The sequence below is a fragment of the Bacillus sp. FSL K6-0994 genome (genome assembly GCF_038630815.1).
GTDB lineage: Bacteria > Bacillota > Bacilli > Bacillales > Bacillaceae > Bacillus > Bacillus safensis.
On record NZ_CP152043.1, the window covers coordinates 1,718,888 to 1,737,648 of the forward strand.

At 38.6% G+C, this 18,761-nt stretch carries 23 protein-coding genes; 9 read left to right on the forward strand and 14 right to left on the reverse strand.

Annotated features, from left to right (window positions below):
* Positions 1 to 14: 14 nt before the first annotated feature.
* Positions 15 to 596, reverse strand: coding sequence for a glycerol-3-phosphate 1-O-acyltransferase PlsY (gene plsY / locus MHB69_RS08775; protein WP_024425146.1), 582 nt, complete (start codon positions 594 to 596; stop codon positions 15 to 17).
* Positions 597 to 671: 75 nt separating this feature from the next.
* On the opposite strand from plsY, the gene MHB69_RS08780 reads away from it, so the two are divergent.
* The 4 genes from MHB69_RS08780 to parC all read left to right on the forward strand — a co-directional run bounded on the left by MHB69_RS08780 (position 672) and on the right by parC (position 5,990).
* The gene (locus tag MHB69_RS08780) at positions 672 to 800 is read left to right on the forward strand and encodes a hypothetical protein (protein ID WP_257995200.1); all 129 of its coding nucleotides are present in this window, start codon (positions 672 to 674) and stop codon (positions 798 to 800) included.
* Positions 751 to 1,164, forward strand: a complete 414-nt coding sequence (locus MHB69_RS08785) for a CoA-binding protein (protein ID WP_034283453.1) — start codon at positions 751 to 753, stop codon at positions 1,162 to 1,164. The genes MHB69_RS08780 and MHB69_RS08785 overlap by 50 nt, the downstream gene beginning before the upstream one ends.
* Before the next feature lie 417 nt (positions 1,165 to 1,581).
* Positions 1,582 to 3,549 (forward strand): DNA topoisomerase IV subunit B, encoded by a 1,968-nt coding sequence (parE, locus tag MHB69_RS08790; protein ID WP_034283454.1) that lies wholly within the window; start codon positions 1,582 to 1,584, stop codon positions 3,547 to 3,549.
* A gap of 2 nt (positions 3,550 to 3,551) precedes the next feature.
* Positions 3,552 to 5,990 (forward strand): DNA topoisomerase IV subunit A, encoded by a 2,439-nt coding sequence (gene parC / locus MHB69_RS08795; RefSeq protein ID WP_342496182.1) that lies wholly within the window; start codon positions 3,552 to 3,554, stop codon positions 5,988 to 5,990.
* Positions 5,991 to 6,043: 53 nt separating this feature from the next.
* Here parC and MHB69_RS08800 read toward each other — a convergent pair whose 3' ends face one another.
* The 3 genes from MHB69_RS08800 to MHB69_RS08810 all read right to left on the reverse strand — a co-directional run bounded on the left by MHB69_RS08800 (position 6,044) and on the right by MHB69_RS08810 (position 7,915).
* Entirely contained in the window at positions 6,044 to 6,169 is a 126-nt protein-coding gene (locus MHB69_RS08800; protein WP_255222231.1) for a hypothetical protein, read from the reverse strand.
* 43 nt (positions 6,170 to 6,212) lie between these two features.
* On the reverse strand, positions 6,213 to 6,548 hold the full coding sequence (locus tag MHB69_RS08805; protein WP_034283456.1) for a hypothetical protein: 336 nt from the start codon (positions 6,546 to 6,548) through the stop codon (positions 6,213 to 6,215).
* A gap of 194 nt (positions 6,549 to 6,742) precedes the next feature.
* Positions 6,743 to 7,915, reverse strand: a complete 1,173-nt coding sequence (locus MHB69_RS08810) for an MFS transporter (RefSeq protein WP_342496183.1) — start codon at positions 7,913 to 7,915, stop codon at positions 6,743 to 6,745.
* A gap of 225 nt (positions 7,916 to 8,140) precedes the next feature.
* On the opposite strand from MHB69_RS08810, the gene MHB69_RS08815 reads away from it, so the two are divergent.
* Positions 8,141 to 8,710 (forward strand): sugar O-acetyltransferase, encoded by a 570-nt coding sequence (locus MHB69_RS08815; RefSeq protein ID WP_034283458.1) that lies wholly within the window; start codon positions 8,141 to 8,143, stop codon positions 8,708 to 8,710.
* Positions 8,711 to 8,821: 111 nt separating this feature from the next.
* On the opposite strand, the gene MHB69_RS08820 is transcribed toward MHB69_RS08815, so the two are convergent.
* The 4 genes from MHB69_RS08820 to MHB69_RS08835 form a co-directional block, all read right to left on the reverse strand.
* Positions 8,822 to 9,010 (reverse strand): VOC family protein, encoded by a 189-nt coding sequence (locus MHB69_RS08820; RefSeq protein ID WP_342496184.1) that lies wholly within the window; start codon positions 9,008 to 9,010, stop codon positions 8,822 to 8,824.
* A 179-nt stretch (positions 9,011 to 9,189) separates the two neighbouring features.
* Positions 9,190 to 9,903, reverse strand: a complete 714-nt coding sequence (locus tag MHB69_RS08825; protein WP_070325877.1) for a DsbA family oxidoreductase — start codon at positions 9,901 to 9,903, stop codon at positions 9,190 to 9,192.
* An 89-nt stretch (positions 9,904 to 9,992) separates the two neighbouring features.
* On the reverse strand, positions 9,993 to 10,613 hold the full coding sequence (locus MHB69_RS08830) for an NAD(P)H-dependent oxidoreductase (protein WP_061109931.1): 621 nt from the start codon (positions 10,611 to 10,613) through the stop codon (positions 9,993 to 9,995).
* A gap of 154 nt (positions 10,614 to 10,767) precedes the next feature.
* The gene (locus MHB69_RS08835; protein ID WP_267542747.1) at positions 10,768 to 11,412 is read right to left on the reverse strand and encodes an NAD(P)H-binding protein; all 645 of its coding nucleotides are present in this window, start codon (positions 11,410 to 11,412) and stop codon (positions 10,768 to 10,770) included.
* A gap of 226 nt (positions 11,413 to 11,638) precedes the next feature.
* Here MHB69_RS08835 and MHB69_RS08840 point away from each other — a divergent pair, with 226 nt between their 5' ends.
* Positions 11,639 to 12,226 carry a TetR/AcrR family transcriptional regulator gene (locus MHB69_RS08840; protein ID WP_034283465.1) on the forward strand — a complete coding sequence of 196 codons (588 nt, stop codon included), beginning with the start codon at positions 11,639 to 11,641 and terminating at the stop codon, positions 12,224 to 12,226.
* 448 nt (positions 12,227 to 12,674) lie between these two features.
* Here the strand turns inward: MHB69_RS08840 and MHB69_RS08845 are convergent, their stop codons facing one another.
* Complete coding sequence (locus MHB69_RS08845) at positions 12,675 to 13,256, reverse strand: NAD(P)H-dependent oxidoreductase (RefSeq protein ID WP_342496185.1); 582 nt, start codon at positions 13,254 to 13,256, stop codon at positions 12,675 to 12,677.
* Positions 13,257 to 13,378: 122 nt separating this feature from the next.
* Here MHB69_RS08845 and MHB69_RS08850 point away from each other — a divergent pair, with 122 nt between their 5' ends.
* Entirely contained in the window at positions 13,379 to 13,723 is a 345-nt protein-coding gene (locus MHB69_RS08850) for a helix-turn-helix domain-containing protein (RefSeq protein WP_267542745.1), read from the forward strand.
* Between the two features lie 320 nt (positions 13,724 to 14,043).
* On the opposite strand, the gene MHB69_RS08855 is transcribed toward MHB69_RS08850, so the two are convergent.
* The 4 genes from MHB69_RS08855 to MHB69_RS08870 form a co-directional block, all read right to left on the reverse strand.
* Positions 14,044 to 14,343 (reverse strand): hypothetical protein, encoded by a 300-nt coding sequence (locus tag MHB69_RS08855; protein WP_342496186.1) that lies wholly within the window; start codon positions 14,341 to 14,343, stop codon positions 14,044 to 14,046.
* Positions 14,344 to 14,371: 28 nt separating this feature from the next.
* Positions 14,372 to 15,475 carry a threonine synthase gene (locus MHB69_RS08860; RefSeq protein WP_267542742.1) on the reverse strand — a complete coding sequence of 368 codons (1,104 nt, stop codon included), beginning with the start codon at positions 15,473 to 15,475 and terminating at the stop codon, positions 14,372 to 14,374.
* Between the two features lie 72 nt (positions 15,476 to 15,547).
* Complete coding sequence (locus MHB69_RS08865; RefSeq protein ID WP_024427108.1) at positions 15,548 to 15,922, reverse strand: RidA family protein; 375 nt, start codon at positions 15,920 to 15,922, stop codon at positions 15,548 to 15,550.
* On the reverse strand, positions 15,919 to 16,584 hold the full coding sequence (locus MHB69_RS08870; protein WP_101677131.1) for a helix-turn-helix transcriptional regulator: 666 nt from the start codon (positions 16,582 to 16,584) through the stop codon (positions 15,919 to 15,921). Before MHB69_RS08870 ends, MHB69_RS08865 begins: the two co-directional genes overlap by 4 nt.
* Positions 16,585 to 17,076: 492 nt before the next feature.
* On the opposite strand from MHB69_RS08870, the gene MHB69_RS08875 reads away from it, so the two are divergent.
* Together MHB69_RS08875 and MHB69_RS08880 are read left to right on the forward strand one after the other, a co-directional pair.
* On the forward strand, positions 17,077 to 17,265 hold the full coding sequence (locus MHB69_RS08875; RefSeq protein WP_061109938.1) for a hypothetical protein: 189 nt from the start codon (positions 17,077 to 17,079) through the stop codon (positions 17,263 to 17,265).
* A gap of 168 nt (positions 17,266 to 17,433) precedes the next feature.
* The gene (locus MHB69_RS08880) at positions 17,434 to 17,751 is read left to right on the forward strand and encodes a monooxygenase (protein WP_065214467.1); all 318 of its coding nucleotides are present in this window, start codon (positions 17,434 to 17,436) and stop codon (positions 17,749 to 17,751) included.
* A gap of 48 nt (positions 17,752 to 17,799) precedes the next feature.
* Here MHB69_RS08880 and MHB69_RS08885 read toward each other — a convergent pair whose 3' ends face one another.
* Positions 17,800 to 18,747, reverse strand: coding sequence for a carbon-nitrogen hydrolase family protein (locus MHB69_RS08885; RefSeq protein ID WP_342496187.1), 948 nt, complete (start codon positions 18,745 to 18,747; stop codon positions 17,800 to 17,802).
* Positions 18,748 to 18,761 lie beyond the last annotated feature (14 nt).

Genomic DNA, 18,761 nt, shown 5'->3' on the forward strand with positions numbered 1-18,761 from the left:
AATGGATGAAACGGCTAGAGCCATTTGATTTTCGGTTCAGTTTTGTTGAGAATTCGTTTGAGGTTGGCGATGTGTCTGTAGATCACAAAGCCAGCAAGAACGGCAACAACAATGATTAAGAAAAGGTCTTTGGTGAATATGCTGTAAATGAATGTATAGATCCCGGTCAGCATAGATGATAGTGAAACATATTTACTAATGTATAAAAATAAGAAAAAAGCAGCGATCATCGTGATAAATAGGAATGGGGCATAAAATAGCAGCACACCGCCTGATGTAGCGACTGCCTTTCCCCCTTTAAATTTTGCAAAGACAGGAAAGCTGTGACCGATAACAGCAGCAACTCCTGCTAATAAGGGATGGATGTCCAGCTGCATGAAAAACGGTAGAGCTGAAGCAAGCGTCCCTTTTAGGATATCAGCAGTAATCACAATAGACCCTGCTTTTACGCCAAGTGTACGAAATGCATTCGTCGCACCTAGGTTTCCGCTGCCATGTTCACGGATATCGATTCCCTTTGCAGCTTTCCCGACAATGAGACCGGATGGAATACTGCCGAGAAGATAAGCCAAAATAAACATCAAAGCAATTAACATCTGCATAACTCCTTTATATTCTCCCTCTTGTCTTACATTTTAACATGATCTTGTGAAAAACATGGGGAACTTTTTTTGAAAAAATCGAAAGCAGATGGATTCAGCTTTGTTTTTAAGCAGAAATTCGCTAAAATAGAGGAAAAGGAGTGTCTTGATGAACAATCCTACGAAAGAAGAAATTGGCCGTATATTAAAGAGCAGTAAACGAATTGCTGTTGTTGGTTTATCAGATCAGCCGCACCGGACGTCTTATATGGTGTCTAAAGCGATGCAGGATGCCGGGTATGAGATCATTCCAGTGAATCCAACGATTGATGAAGCTCTCGGTGTGAAAGCAGTCGCTTCTTTAAAAGACATAAAAGAGCCTGTTGATATCGTCAATGTTTTCAGACGTTCAGAGTTTTTGCCAGAGGTGGCAGAAGAGTTTCTCGAAATAGACGCACCTGTTTTTTGGGCGCAGCAAGGCATATATCACGAAGAAGCGAAAAGGCTGATTGAGGAAAATGGCAAGGTCGCCATCATGGATTTATGTATCAAGGTGGCTCATGCGATGACAAAAACTCATTAAATCGTCAAAAATCCTTGGTTTTTCAAGGATTTTTGCTTTTTTGTTGAAGAAATATATTTGCGATTCTGAAAGAAAGCGATAAAATAAGGCGACAGGGACATATCGGCGGCCTTGCATATCGAGAAAAAGAGCGATAAGATAAATATAGAACATTTGTTCTGATTTGCTAAAACCATCATATGATTGCATTTGGCTTATGAAACAGTCTTGTTTATAATGGACTTCTAGTTCTGATTGCAGAATGTAGAATGATTCTCATAGCTGTGCAAAAGAGCATGTATTGGTGAATTACACATGCATGATGATGATGCAGCTTATTAAAGTGGACAGTAATGAGCAGCATGATCATCATTAAAATCTAGAGAGATCATTTGATGATTAGCCGGTTATGTTTGTTAGTGAAAGGGGATTAAGCATTTGGTTAAAAAGCAGCAAGTAGATTATAACGATGATTCTATTCAGGTGCTAGAGGGGCTTGAAGCGGTCCGTAAACGTCCAGGGATGTATATTGGATCTACGGATTCACGCGGTCTTCATCACCTTGTCTATGAGATTGTAGACAACTCTGTCGATGAAGTGCTCGCTGGCCATGGAGATCATATCATTGTCAAAATACATAAAGATAACAGCATTTCCGTTCAAGATAAAGGGCGTGGAATGCCTACTGGTATGCATAAGCTTGGAAAACCGACACCCGAGATCATTTTAACGGTCCTGCACGCAGGCGGAAAATTTGGTCAAGGCGGATATAAAACAAGTGGTGGACTTCACGGAGTTGGGGCATCTGTTGTGAACGCGCTGTCAGAATGGCTCACTGTCACAATTGAACGTGACGGATTTATTTATCATCAGCGCTTTGAAAACGGCGGTAAACCTGTCACATCACTTGAAAAAGTCGGAAAATCGAAAAAAACGGGAACACTGATTCATTTTAAGCCTGACCCTACCATGTTCAGTGTTACGACTTATAATTTCGATACATTATCAGAGCGTTTAAGAGAATCTGCCTTTTTATTAAAAGGGTTAAAAATAGAGCTGATCGATGAACGGCATGATGTACAAGAAACGTTTTATTATGAGACAGGCATTGAAGCCTTTGTTGCTTATTTAAATGAAGAAAAAGATGTTCTGAGTGAAGTCGTCTCATTTGAAGGAGAGCATCAGTCCATTGAAGTAGATTTTGCTTTTCAATTTAATGATGGCTATTCGGAAAATATCCTTTCCTTCGTTAATAACGTCAGAACAAAAGATGGCGGTACACATGAGTCTGGTGCCAAAACGGCCATGACGAGAGCCTTTAACGAATATGCTCGCAAAGTCGCTCTTTTAAAGGAAAAAGACAAAAATTTAGAAGGCACTGACATTCGTGAGGGACTGTCTGCTATTATTTCTGTCAGAATTCCTGAAGAGCTGCTTCAATTTGAAGGACAGACAAAAGGAAAGCTTGGGACAAGTGAGGCTCGTTCAGCTGTTGATGCTGTTATTTCTGAAAAGCTTGCGTATTTCCTTGAAGAAAACCGGGAAACAGCCACTCTTCTTGTGAAAAAAGCGATTAAAGCGCAGCAGGCAAGAGAGGCTGCTAGAAGAGCACGTGAAGAAGCGAGGAGCGGCAAGAAACGGAAAAAGTCTGAAGCAACACTGAGCGGAAAATTAACACCTGCTCAATCTAGAAACCCAGCAAGAAATGAACTATATCTAGTAGAGGGTGACTCTGCGGGCGGGTCAGCAAAACAGGGGCGCGACCGTAAATTCCAAGCGGTGCTGCCGCTGCGCGGAAAGGTCATCAATACAGAAAAAGCAAAGCTTGCTGATATTTTCAAAAACGAAGAAATCAACACCATTATTCATGCAATTGGTGGAGGCGTTGGAGTCGACTTTAATGTAGAAGACATCAATTATGACAAAATTGTGATCATGACAGATGCGGATACGGATGGAGCGCATATTCAAGTGCTTCTCTTAACATTCTTCTACCGCTATATGAAGCCGCTGATTGAGCATGGCAAAGTGTTTATTGCACTCCCGCCTTTATATAAAGTCAGCAAAGGCTCAGGGAAAAAAGAGATTATTGAGTACGCATGGTCTGATGAAGAAATGGATGACGTACTGAAGAAAGTTGGAAAAGGGTACACGATTCAGCGCTACAAAGGGTTAGGTGAAATGAATGCCGACCAGCTATGGGAAACGACAATGAATCCAGAATCGAGAACACTTGTCAGGGTCAAAATTGATGATGCTGCACGTGTGGAACGCCGCGTCACAACTCTAATGGGTGACAAAGTAGAACCACGCCGTAAATGGATTGAAAAGAATGTCGCCTTTGGACTTGATGAGGAAAGCAACATTCTTGAAAATGAAAACTTGTCGCTAGCTGAGGAGGTTTAAACATGGCACAACAAGAACGATTTCATGATTTACCATTAGAAGAAGTAATCGGCGACCGCTTTGGCCGCTATAGTAAATATATTATTCAAGACCGTGCGCTTCCAGATGCACGTGATGGACTAAAACCTGTACAACGAAGAATTTTATATGCGATGTATGCAGAAGGAAATACGCAGGATAAAAACTTCCGTAAAGCCGCTAAAACAGTCGGTAACGTGATTGGTAACTATCACCCGCACGGAGACTCATCTGTTTATGAAGCGATGGTAAGAATGAGTCAGGAGTGGAAAGTACGAAATGTACTGATTGAGATGCATGGGAATAACGGGAGTATCGATGGTGATCCGCCTGCTGCCATGCGTTATACGGAAGCAAGGCTGTCTGCTATTGCTTCAGAGCTTTTAAAGGACTTAGACAAGGAAACGGTCGAATTTGTCGCAAACTTTGATGATACAAGTAAAGAGCCCGTTGTATTACCAGCGATGTTCCCAAACCTTCTCGTGAATGGATCAACAGGGATTTCAGCCGGGTATGCCACTGATATCCCGCCGCATCACTTGGGAGAAGTCATTGATGGCGTTATTAAACGAATCGAACAGCCGCATTGTACGGTTGGGGATTTAATGACGGTCATCAAAGGGCCAGATTTCCCAACAGGCGGTATCATTCAAGGTGTAGACGGTATTAAGAAGGCGTATGAAACAGGAAAAGGAAAGATTATGATTCGAGGCAAAGCGGAGATTGAAACCATCCGCGGCGGACGCCAGCAAATCGTGATTACAGAAATTCCTTACGAAGTGAATAAAGCCAATCTTGTCAAAAAGATGGACGAGTTCCGAATTGAAAGAAAAGTAGAAGGCATTTCAGAGGTCCGAGATGAGACAGACCGTACTGGGCTTCGAATCGTAGTAGAGCTGAAAAAAGAAGCAGATGCAAATGGTGTGCTGAATTTCTTATATAAAAACTCAGATCTGCAAATCCCATATAACTTTAATATGGTAGCGATACATAATCGCAGACCGACTTTAATGACGCTGACAACTATACTAGATGCATATATTGCCCATCAAAAAGAAGTGGTGACGAACCGCTCAGCGTACGAGCTTCGAAAAGCGAAGGAACGCCACCATATTGTCGACGGCTTAATTAAGGCACTTTCCATCTTAGATGAAGTCATTGCCACAATCCGCTCCTCTAATGATAAGCGTGATGCAAAGAACAACTTGATGGCGAAATATGACTTTACAGAAGCACAATCAGAAGCGATTGTTTCACTCCAGTTATATCGTTTAACCAATACAGATATTACGCAATTAAGAGAGGAAGCAAGAGAGCTAGATGTGCGGATAGCAGAGCTAGAAGACATTTTAGCGAACGAGAAAAAGCTGCTAAAGGTCATTACAAACAGCCTGAAAAAGCTCAAAAAGACATATGCTGATGAGAGAAGATCCGTTATTGAGGAAAAAATCGAAGAAATTAAGATTAACCTTGAAGTGATGATCGCCTCAGAGGATGTTTATGTGACAGTCACGAAGGATGGTTACATCAAGCGAACAAGCCAGCGCTCCTATGCTGCCTCTAACGGTAAGGACTTTGGCATGAAGGATACTGACCGTTTGATTCATCAGTTTGAAATGAATACAACGGATGTTCTTCTGCTGTTTACGAATAAAGGAAGCTACATTTATTGTCCTGTTCATCAGCTGCCAGATATACGCTGGAAAGACATGGGGCAGCATATTACGAATATCATTTCGATTGATCGCGAGGAATCAATCCAAAAAGCCATTCCAATAAAAGAATTTGATGAAACATCATATCTTTTATTCTTTACGAAAGGTGGAATGGTGAAGAAAACAGAGCTTCTTCAATATAAAGCGCAGCGTTATTCGAAACCGCTTGTCGCCTTGAACCTAAAAGGTGACGATGAACTCGTCGATGTTCATGTCACAACAGGACAGCAGGAATTGTTTATTGCAACGAAAAATGGTTACGGTTTGTGGTTTGATGAAGAAGAAGTAAGTGTTGTTGGACCGAGAGCGGCCGGCGTCAAAGGAATCAATTTGAAGGAAGGGGACGAGGTAGTCTCTGGCCAGATCATCGATCCGAAAAACGATGTCCTTGTGCTCACGACACAAAGAGGGGCTGTAAAGCGAATGAACCTCTCTGAGTTTGATAAAACATCAAGAGCGAAACGCGGGGTTCTTATGCTGAGAGAATTAAAGAAAAACCCGCACCGTATTGTGGCTGTGATCGCTGCATCTCTGCACGATACACTTGAAATAGATACAGAAAAGGGTACAACGATTCCGCTTGAAATCTCTACTCTAAGAGCAAATGACCGTTATAGCAATGGATCGTTTATTGTAGATGAGGAAGAGCAGGGAGAAGTGACTCATGTCCTTCTGACGCCTGAACGTGTGCCAGATGACAATAAATAAGCAAACGAAAACCCCCTGCCAGTCGCAGGGGGTTTCTTTTATATACGGGTCTTTTAGCTCTCGTGGTTGCCAAACATGCTTGAAATGGCGTGCACTACTTCAATTCCTTGGTAGACGAAAAGAGAAAGTGAAGTGACAGAGAATAGACCTAGAATGAAAATTCTTAAGAAAAATAACATCGTGTAAAACCTCCCAATTTTTGTTTTGATTTAGATGGTTGGGTTAAACACGAGCTAGTCGGAAATAAGAAGATTGGTAGAACACTGCAAGTAAATGCTTCTTTTTCCGGTCAAATCGATCAGTATGAGTGATGCGTGCAAATCCAGCTGTCATACTGCCAATAATCAGCAGTGCTGTAAATGCGGCAAATACTGCGCTCACATGTTTTTGTTTCTTTTCATCGCCCATTGTCTGAACGATTTTCATTTCATGTGATTCTTGATCGGCAACCACCTTTGCATGATGGTATACCTGAACGGAATGAGGCATTGAGAACAAATGAAAACTTGCAAGTGCTATGCATAAAACACCTAATTTTAATAGCATATTTTTTTTCATTTTTCTCACCCCTTCCTGGTTATTTTCATGATCTTACCACGTTTTCAGTTATTTGAAAAGTCTTATTTTTTTACTTTCCCTCTTTAAAAAAGCGATAAACATCAGGACATCTATAGGACTGTTTCACTTCATGAAAGGTTTCAATTTTATTTTTTAAATTTAAAAAAAGTGCCATGATCATGGATCAGACACTTTTAGTGAGCTTGTAATGAATGCGGTTTTGCTACAGCTTTAGTAAAGATTCCTGCAATACATATGGCAAATAGAACAAAGATAAAGGCATGAAGCAGTCCTACTTGATTGGCAAGCAGCCCTAATATAGGAGGACCGGAAAGGGAGGCTGTGTAACCAGATAAGGTCACAATACTGACGCGTTTGACAGCGTACCTGCTATCATCGCCAGCTGCAGAAATGGTCAGCGGAAAGCCTAAAGATGCGCCAAGTCCCCATAAAAAGATCGATATCATACATACAACAAGTGAAATTTTTAAAATGACTAAAAATAGGCCGGCAGCTGCTGATAAAATCGCAACTCTTAGCAATAACACTCTGCCAAAGCGATCGATCAAACGTCCGCTGATCAGTCTGCCGCTAATCATGCCGCACAAAAACAAAGCATAGATGACTGTACTCATGGAATGTGAAACTTGGTAGCCATCTACCATTGCAAGTGGAATCCAATCATTGGCCGAGCCTTCGACAAACGCAAGACATAAGGCGATCATCGCAAGAGATATCGTTCGTTTGTTCAGCCATGCCGTTTGACTAGACTCAACTGTATCGGGCAGCTTCTCATGCTGATCCTTTCCTGTCCCATGCGGAATAAACCGTGTACAAATCAATATGCTGAGGAACAGCAGAAGGGCAATAGCGAGAAGGTGTATCAATACAGAGATGCCTAGATGGATAAAAAGAATACCAGCACCTGCTCCAATTAAAGTCCCAATACTAAAGGAAGCGTGCAATATAGGCAGAATGGTTTTCTTGATGCTGTATTCAATCTCTGTTCCTTCTAAGTTCATCGCTACATTACACATGCCAGAGCCTGCGCCAAAAAGAAAAAGACCGGCAGTGACGACAAAGATAGAAGAGAGTGTTGAACCAATGGCAAGAGTAGTAAATCCAAGGAACATCAAAAAAGCACTGATCACAATCGCCACTCGGCCGCCTTTTTTGCGGACGAATACATTTGAAAGAACAAGCCCAACAATTGAACCAACGGATAAACCAAGTAAAATAAGACCCATTGTTCCTGTGTTTGCTTGTAATAAATCTCTCACTTCCGGTGTCCGTGAAAACCATGTAGAAATGGAGATTCCAGACATCGTAAAGATCACAATAATTGCTTTATACCACTTTAATTCCATCAAATCCCTCACATTTAAAGATATATATGTTATTGAACAAATCTACTCGATTATAAATGAGACTTGCTGATTCGTAAATAACTTGCTGGAGGAACAAGGTCAATTCTAGTCAAAAGAAATCATTCCTTCCCAATTCTTATGATGAGAAGGTAAAATAAACATAAAGGGGGCGGTAGGATGTAATCATATCGCATCGGTATAAATAGAAGGGAGGAGGAGATCAACATGAAAAGTGAAAAGGAAAAAATGATCCAAGGAGAACATTATGTATCTAGTGACCAAACACTGATCGCAGATCGTGAAAGAGCCAGACAATTGACATACGCATATCAGCAAACCAATCAGCAAAGAAAAAGAACATCCATTTTAAAGGAATTATTAGGCGCTTGCGGAAATGATGTCGTTTTTGAAGGAAGACTGCAGTGCGATTACGGATACAATATCGAGATTGGTGAGCATTTTTTTGCAAATTTTGATGCAGTATTTTTAGACGTTTGCAAAATTACCATTGGACATCACTGTTTATTAGGTCCGAATGTACATATTTATACGGCTGGACACCCGCTTGATCCGATAGAACGTGCAAAGGGCATTGAATTCGGCAAACCAGTCACCATTGGAAACCATGTATGGATTGGCGGCGGTGCTATTATTAATCCAGGTGTCACAATTGGTGACAATGCTGTCATTGCATCTGGTGCCGTTGTGACAAAAAGTGTTCCAGCAAACGTGGTGGTTGGCGGAAATCCTGCGAAAATCATTAAATATCTTGATGAATCAAAATCTGGCGAATAAAACGGCAGATTTTGATTTTTTCTATTTTGTCTCAATAAGATAAGTATACTTAATTATGAGACAAGAGAAATTCGTTTAATGGATAACTTCCTAGAATATATATTATGTAAACTAGGAAATGAGAATACATATTAGCGTCATTCCATTATTTGAATCTCCATCCCCCATAAAGTGCATCCGTCCTGGCCGGAACAAGACTTCAAAACCCAAAATATTAGTGAAGAATTCAACTGCTGCTTCGATATCGGGTACTACAAATCCTGAATGCTCTATTGTGCCTTGAAAAATTGTATTTTTCATATCGCTAAACCCCTTTGATTTTTTTGGAAGTAAACAATTAATTATAAAGTAGTATTTAATGTAGCTATATAACACAAGCACCGATGATGTTGGCACTACTACAAGATTTAGAACAACAATACCTGAGCTTTGAGATACTATATTATTTTTTTGTAATTTCTATCTTTTTTGATTATCCATTAAAATTTACATGTCCCATCTGAACAATAATCATCGAGCGACGACTCTAATTTATGCTCTTCAACCTTAGCATTCGCGTACTCTTCTTTCCAAACCTGTTGTAATGTTTCTAAAAATACTTCGCTAGGTTGTGCTCCTGAGATGACATATTTATCATTCACTACGTAAAAGGGAACGCCCTGAATCCCAATTTTTGATCCCTCGGCTCTATCAGCTGCAATATTCTCGCTATATTTATCATTTGCTAAAACATCCAAAGCTTCGTTGCCATCAAGACCTATTTCACTTGTAAGTTGAGCAAGTGTTGCGTGATCACCGATATCTAGTGAATCCGTGAAATGAGCTTTCAAAATACGCTCCATAAACTCCCGTATCTTCCCTTTCTCTTTTGCATAATAAGAAAGACGAAGTGCATCATATGAATTCGTGGGAATCATTGTATCAAATTGATAATCTAATCCAACATCTTTTGCCTTCTGTTTCAATTGATTGTTCAGTACTTTTGCTTTTTCATATGGGACACCATGCTTGGAGGATAATACTTGATGGATATCCATTCCTGTATTTTTTTTCGCATATGGATCTAATTGAAAATGACGAAATAAGACTTCTACCTCTTCTTTATGTTCAAACTGTTCTAACCCTATTTCAAATTGACGTTTGCCAATATAACAAAACGGACAAACAAAATCAGACCAAATTTCTACTTTCATCATATGTTCCCCCTTTATGATTTTGATGAATGTGCGAGGGGGATTATGTTAATAAACATCTTTTTAACTAATCCCACCAAAGCTCTTTTTTAAAAAGTTCGTGCTGCCGCTTTTGCCTTTTCAATTGCTGCAGCAACAACTTCTTCTTTCTTAGTTGGATCATAGTCAATACCTTCAACAAAAATCGTTGGTTCCACTTCAATTCCAACAAACTTTAGCGCACCTCTCACGTAAGAATCGGAATGTTCCATTCCAATTGCCTGCGAATAAAATCCTCCCATTCCATGAATATGGATTGCTTTTTTTCCTTTCATCAATCCTTCTGGACCTTCTGCTGTATATTTAAACGTTTTTCCAGCACTCATGATTGTATCAAAATAGGCTTTTAATAATGGTTGGATTCCTAAATTCCACATTGAAGACTGAATGATGTATTTATCTACTTCCATAAATTGCTTTGTGAATGCATTCACTGCTTCTATTTTTTGTGCTTCAACATCTGTTAGCGCTTCGCCACTTCTTAACTTCTTTTGTCCAGTTAAAAAATCAGCGTCAATTAATGGAACATTTGCATAATAGACATCTACTTCTATTATTTCATCCGTTGGATTTACTTCCTTATATTCATTGATAAATGCTCTAGCAACTTGCGTACTTCTTGATTGTTCCTCACTTTGGGGTGTTCCTTTAACAAATAATACTTTTGACATGATCATTTCCCCTTTATGATTTTGATGAATGTTTTTTGTTCCTAAACATTTTTTGAATACTTATTAAAAGAATTTACACGTTTCATCTAAACAATATTTTCAGTATGATCCCTACAATTTTTGCTGAATCAACACCCTCACACAAAAAGCTGAATTAATGATTATAGACAATGGGCATTTTTCCGATTAATTGGCGTTGCCTAGCGGCGTCATACATGAGTTTAGCGACATTTTCCCTTGATACGGACATTTTAGCTGGCTGATCGCCGAATGAATAACCGTAAGATTGCCCTTTGTATTTGATATTAGGATTAATGATTCGAACGACTGTCCAATCCAGGTTTGATTGTTTAATCAGTTCTCCTATCTTCTTCATTTCGGCATAACCATTTGGCATGAAAAGTTTAGGCAGTATTCTCGGCAGTATCGTCGATAAGCTTTTCTTATCGTCTTTAGATTGCAAGGCTGGCGTCGCGAGTGTAATCAACCTTTTTTTGGTGAACTTCTTCATCGCTTTGACAATCCGGTTATGTCCGTCGGCAATCGGTGTGCCTTTTCGTTTTCGCGACAAATCAATCCCGGGGCCTAAGGTGCTTATCACGACATCAGCTTCTGAAACTGCCGTTTCAATAGCTGAATTGTTCGTTAGTTCCCCCGTTACAATGCGTAAATTCGAATGCTTTTGCTTGATTTTCTCAGGGTTTCTCACATATACCGTAACGAAATCTCCGTTTTCTAATGCAAACTGTGTTAAAAGTTGACCGATTGCACCAGTTGCCCCAAAAATAGTGATGTTCATGGTCTTCTATCTCCTTTTGTTATTCTGAATGATCACAATTATTTCCTTGATCAAAACTTTTTCGTAATAACATGTGTTATTTAAGCAACGCGCGTTGTATAATTTGATGATAAGATGAAAAAGAATCATAAACAATAACCAAAATAGCCGATATGTTGTTTACGCAACACTTCTATTGTATTGTCGTTTTTAAACACCATATGAACCCTTAAAAGGAGAAGAAAAAATGATTATGCCAAAAAAAGATCCAAGAACACTTCGTACAAGACAATTGATTGTAGACTCTTTTCTTTCGTTAGCTAGTGAAAAAGATTTCAACAATATAACGGTACGTGATATCACAGAAAAGGCTACTATTAACCGCGCTACATTTTATGCGCACTTTGACGATAAATTTGATTTATTACATTCTACAATCACCAATACATTTACAGACAAATTGAAAAAAAGATTAAATGATCACGATGGATTCAATGAAAAAGTCATTGCAAATATTTTTCTAGCCATGTGTGATCACCATAAAGAGCTAAGCGAATTATGTCCTAAAGGTTATCATTCTTTAGGAACGATTATAGAAAGTAAAATTAAAGAGGAGTTACAGAAGCTCATAGCTGATCTTGTGCTAAAAGGAACTGAAAATACGATTGAATTAGAGGATAAACAATTGATAACAATCCTATCTACTATGCTAAGTTGGGGGATATACGGAGCTGCATACACATGGAATAAGGATGGTAGACCTATTTCATCAGAAGAGCTAGTGACTAAGACCCTGCCTATCTTTAAAAATGGTATGAGTAAGTATTTTCTTTAATGAATATCAATTATTTTCAGCCATTTTAAAGTAGCCTTTATTAATTACGCAACAAATCGTTATTAGAATAAAACAGTTGCTGTAATTGGCAGTGGGCATTCTGCTGTTAGCACTCTGTTTGAGCTGGCAGAGCTAAAAATAATGGGGTATTTAGAGGAGAAAGCAATGATCAATCGCCTGCAAGAGGTCAATTAGTATTAGCTGCCGGTTATGAGCAGGCTCGATTTGTTTTTGCTTAAAGGACTGGTGATTAAGAGTCTGCTGAACGTATAGAACTTAAGTTACAAAGCTTTACCTTCTTGTACAGGTCTATCCTTTTGTTTGTCTAAATCTCACCTCTTTTAAATTTCAAAAACTTCTACGACCTTCTCAATAAATTAAATCGGTCGTAGAGGTTGGGCCTTTTTGGGCTTCCTTGATTTGTTACCGAATTTGTTGGTACTGTAAATCAAATATTCTGGGATATTTCTTTTAAAAATTGCTTTCTCTTTTCATCTGTTGTTAAGTTAACTCCCGAAAAATGAATCCATTGCGTGGATTCATTTTTAATTCCCAAGTCAGCAAGGGTTCTGTTAATAAAAACGCTTTGAATCGCATTCCCGCCTTCAGTTTCTATATAATCCTTATCTGTTGTAGATGTTGAGATGACGGTTGTTTTTTTTATATTTGTCAATAAACCTTTTAAAGCCCCAGTGTTTTTATCTTCCAAGAATGCGAAACCTCTTAACATGACTTTATCAATAAATCCTTTTAAAATTGCAGGTAAATCCCACCACCAGACAGGAAATATAAATATCAATTCAGTTGACTGATTTAATTTCTCTTGATAATCCTTAACTAATTGATAAGGTGTATCTCCTTTATTAAAATATTGCAATTCTTCAGCTGAAAAAACAGGATTAAACCCATCTTTATATAAATCGATCACTTGAAATGGTTCTCTCTTTGTTTCTAGATTTTCTGTAATGGAAGTCAAAATGGCATGATTATAGCTTCCGTCCCAAGGATGTGCATAGACAATTGTTTTCATGATTCATTCACCCTTTTTTGTTATTTTCATCATATTTTGATGTACATTCATTTTATTGTATGCTATAACGTACTACAAGTACGGTAATTAAAGTGCGATACTAACCTAAAGGAGAGTGTAAAATGACTAAAGAATCCTTTACAGCTCATGTTGATCTAAAAGAAACTGGATTTGGGTACACTTTATCATTAATTGGTGGGAAATATAAGATGACGGTACTGTATGCTTTATATGCAAACAATGCGCCTATTCGCTATAATCAGTTGAAACGAATGCTTGGGGCAATCTCTTTTAAAACATTAACCAATACACTAAAAGAACTTGAAGCAGATCAGTTAATTAATCGTAAAGAATATCCTCAAGTGCCTCCAAAAGTAGAATATAGTTTATCGGAAAAGGGATTATCATTGATCCCTGTATTAGATGAGATTTGTTATTGGGGAGAAGAACAAATGAAAATGAAATAGTTAGGCTGGCAAATCTTTCTCCTCAAAGCTGCAACTACAGCTACTAAAATAAGTAACCAACCGATTAACATTCGTTTAGGCTTCATAAAAGCAAAGTTTCCTAAGTTATATAAAAATTTAGCCATTCACTTACTCCTTTTTCATCGAATTCATGATATTCACCTCTTTATTCTACGCAATGAAATAGTGAAGTAAAATTGTACTTTTGGGCAAAAGGGATTGTACATTCAGGCAAGAAAAAGAGCATCTCTCTTGAGATACCCTTCATATTTATATTCAAGATCTACCATATATCTGCTTCCTATATAAATCCCAATATCTCATTTTGTTGATGCGCTAGTTCCATTCCCTTTATCTATATCATCATCTGGCCAATGGCGGATCAGTTGACGCAATCTAGCTGCAACGGTCTGACAAACATCTGGTGATAAGTAACGATCAGAATCGGGCTGTTCCAGCAATGGGATGATGTCATCCTGGTAGTTTTCAAAGGGTATTTCCCCACCAAACCCCTCCATATCATCTAAATTCATACCAATACAAGCAGCTAATCTTTTTCTAAAACCATGGAAGTCACTGTATGACCAATGTGCTTCGCAATGAGTAAAATCCAAACCCATGAAACATTCCTCCGATTTCAAGTTTGGGTTATTTTGATTTAATTCCTGCACCACAAAGAGGTATGACGATTGTTTCTTTTGATTTCTTTTTATATTTCATGTAGCCAGCAAAATTGACTGCAGATGTCACTTCCACATAAAATCCTTTCTCACTTAGCTTAGAGCGTGCATTCAATATCTCTTCTTCTTCAATATCTATAAATGTGCCATTGGTATTTTGTACAGCTTCTAGAATTTGTTTGGAGCGCGCCGGGGCAGCAATGGCTATCCCTTCTGCCAAGGTTCCTGTATTCGTAACAGGCGATGCTGATTCTTTCGCATTTTGATAAGCTTTCACAAGAGGTGCACAGTTTTTCGCTTGTATGGCAATGATTTTCGGTATTTGATGAATCAAACCATTTTCAAATAACTCTTTAAAACCATAATACGCACCTAGGAGGAGAGTACCATTTCCAACCGGAATGATTATAGCATCAGGTGCTCCTTTTATTTGTTCATAAATTTCATAGGCGTATGTTTTTGTTCCTTCAAAAAAATAAGGTTGATACACATGGCTTGCATAAAAAACGTTTTCGTCGCCTACTGCTTTTTGGGCCGCGGCTGCAATATCCTCTCGTGTACCGCGAATTTCTTTAATCGTTGCTCCATGGGCTTTTATTTGAGCGACCTTTTTAGGTGAAGTTTCATCGCTTAGATAGATGTCACATGCAATCTCGCAGCGAGCTGCATAAGCGGCAATCGCCGTTCCTGCATTCCCGCTGCTATCCGCAATGACTTTTGATACCCCTAATTCCTTTGCTTTTGTCATTAAAACAGCAGCTCCTCGATCTTTAAAGGATAGCGTAGGCATCATATAATCAACTTTTACATAAGTGTTTGGCTCATTAGGATCTAAAACGATTAACGGAGTTTGACCTTCACCCATTGTCACAGATTCCCAAGTCTTAGAACCTTTTGAAAATGGCATGGTTTCAACATAACGCCATAATGAGTTTGGGTAGTGATTCCAAGCCTCTATATCTATTTTAGGGGTATCTTTCACCAGATTTAATACGCCGTTACAATCACATTTCCATAAAGTTGGTGTCATCTCATACTTTTTGCCGCAATGGTTGCAAATCAATTGATCCATCAATCATCAGCTCCTTTAAATAATTTTTTATATGAAATATATTTTTTTATATAACATGGGCAAAAAAATATTCTAAATATAAGAAATAGCATCAATTTCAATTTTGAAACCAAAATGTAATTCATTCGTTGGTACAACAGTCCGTGCTGGTTGATGTTCACCGAAAAATTCAGTATAAACCGCATCTACTTTGTCCCATAGTTCAATATCCGAAATGTATAATGTCATACGCAAAATCTTTTCTTTTTTACTTCCGGCTGCTTCTACAATCATCTCCACATTCTTAAGCGCTTGTAATGTCTCTTCTTCAATGGGGCCGAATTCTTTTTCTCTCGTTTCTGGATTGATGGCAAATTGTCCTGAAACGTAGACCGTGTTTTGATGAATGGTTGCGAATGCATAGTGTCCGTTGGATTTTAGATTCCCTACCTCAAGGATACTTTTCATTTCGTTTTCCCTTCATTCGATTTATGTTTGATCTCATCCAAATAGCTGTAGACAGTGACTTTAGAAATACCTAACATAGATGCGACCTTCTCAACCGAACCTTTCATTAAAAAGATTCCCTTTTCATCCATGAACCTTATTAATTCAATTTTTTCATGACGTTTCATAACTGGGTGGACACTGTTTTGAATGATCTGTTGAATCAATTGATCTACTATTCCTTCCACATTATCAAAATCATCATTTGATGTTGTTTCATTCTCTTGAACTTCAACTTTTGTAGAAAGAAAAGTATCCATAAATTGCTGCATTTGATTCAATGCTTCAACATCAAAATTGATACAGAATGCTCCAACCACCTTTTTCTTAGAATCACGAATTAATGAAGTCGAAGAACGAATGGTACGGTTGTCTTCTGTTTTAAATGTATACCCAGCAAGATAATCTTCTTTAAAATCTTCTGATTGTAATACAGTCTTGACTAGATGATCAAATGATTGACCGATTTCTCTTCCTGTCACATGGTTATTTACTGTAAACATGACAGATGCTTGAGGGTTCGTTAAATCATGAATCACTACTTCACAATTTGGTCCAAACATTTTTGCCGTAGATTTTGCTAAAGGAATATAGCTCTCTAATAAATTCTTCGTATTTTCCATGCCTAAGCACCTCATTTGTTTATTCCACTATATTATATAATTTTTTATATATAAAAACAATATATAGATTTTTTTATATATGTTGAAAAGGTTGAGAAAATATAAAAAAAGCAGCCATTGACTGCTTTTTGGTCGTGCTCCTTTCTAATTGATTTCTTGCTGTATTCCATACAAAATGACTTCAATTCCCCACCTGAACCGTTCCATTGATACGGTATCACCTGCAAACATTTCTTCTTTTAGGCTATGGATGAAAGAAATGCCGTCATCGTATGCATCTCCTCTTCTTTATGGAAATCGTTTAAAGCTACATCACACTTATATTATAACGAACACTGTTCGTTTAAAAAGTTTATTTCACGATTGTGTGTTTTAATGAAAAGAAACCAATCGTCCGCCATCATATGATACACTCCAACTAGGAATGTGATAACGATGATTCTTGAATCAGTCGTTTCCATTGTTCTAATTCTGAGTGTAAGAGGTGTTTCTATGAATAAATTATTGGCAACGTTGATATTAGGATTGGGCTTTAGTGGTGCTGCTCTCATTCTTTCTGTCCCTTTGTTATTCAAGTCCAAACCAGAACAATTTGAGCTGGTGTTTACTGCTGGATCAGCGGGCGCTTTCGCTGTATTCGCTGTCTCATGCCTAGTTCTTCGAAAACAATTCAATCGCTAAAAAACCTAAACACAATCCGCCATTAGAACAACAAGTCCAATTAATCCTGCTAGTTGACCCATCAGATGTACGTTTTTTTATGGAGAAGGAACTTCCGCGAGAGCAGTATCAAATGAAAGAAGTGCTGGGAGAACTCTATTTTACAACTTCAACATAAGGAGAATGACGATAGTACACTTATTACAGATAGATTTTAAGATGAAGGGTCCTTTCGGTGATGAAATGGCCAAAGAGTTTTCTGATTTAGCGAAAAGTATAAATGTGGAAGACGGATTCATATGGAAAATATGGACGGAGAATCCGGAGAAAAATGAGGCTGGCGGAATCTACTTATTCGAAACAAAAGAAGCAGCTGAAAACTATCTTGATATGCATTCTAAAAGAATCACTAGCTTTGGAATAACAGACATTAACGCTAAAATCTTTGACATCAATGCTCATCTTACTCATATCACAAAAGGTCCATTAAAAACTCATCAAGGTTGACACACGAAAAAAAGAGCGGCTGATGGCTGCTCTTTTTTTGTTGGGATTTCATCGATTCATCCACTTTACATTTTCTTTTTTCTCTTCATTGACGACGAGCTGGAAGACATCAGGCCTTGAATAATGCCCTGCGACATCGAAGTCAAATTGACTAGAAGAAATATCACGCAAATCAAGTTCTGCCAGCAGTATCTCTTCTTGACCATAGACAGGTTCTTTTATATATTCGCCTAACGGACCGACTATGGCACTTCCCCCTCGGCACATTTCATCAGGAGAAGATGCTAATTCTTCATAGCAGGCTAAATCTTTAGGGTACATCTCTTTATTCACATATTGATTACAAGATAGAACGAAGCACCGGCCTTCTGCGGCAATATGGCGAATCGTAGATTGCCATAGCTCCCTGGAATCTGCCGTAGGGGCTATATAGATTTGGACACCTTTTGCATACATCGCTGCTCTAGCTAATGGCATATAGTTTTCCCAGCAAATTAAAGCGCCTATTTTTCCATACGGTGTATCGAAAACCGGCAGTGTGCTGCCATCCCCCTCTCCCCATATGAGTCGTTCAGAACCTGTCGGCTTTAGTTTACGGTGCTTTCCAAGTAAGGCTCCATCTGGTCCGAAAAACAATACGGAACAATATAAGGTCCCGCGACTTGATTCATCATCTCTTTCAATGACACCAATGACGAGGTAGACACCAGCTTTGCGGGCTGCTTCTCCTAATCTGTCTGTCGTTTGACTAGGAACTGGAACTGAATTTTCTAAGTAACGAAGCCAGTCCTTTCTTCCTTCTGGAGAACGGCTTCCTACTGTGGCGCCAAAAGCTAGTCCTCTTGGATAAGCAGGTATAAAAGCCTCAGGAAAGACAACAATATTGGCTCCTTTTTCTCCGGCCTCAAGTGTTAATGAAATGGCTTTTTCAGTACAGGCTTCTCTATCCATAATGACAGAAGCAGCTTGCACAACAGCAACTCTACATGTTGACATCTTAACCCCTCCTT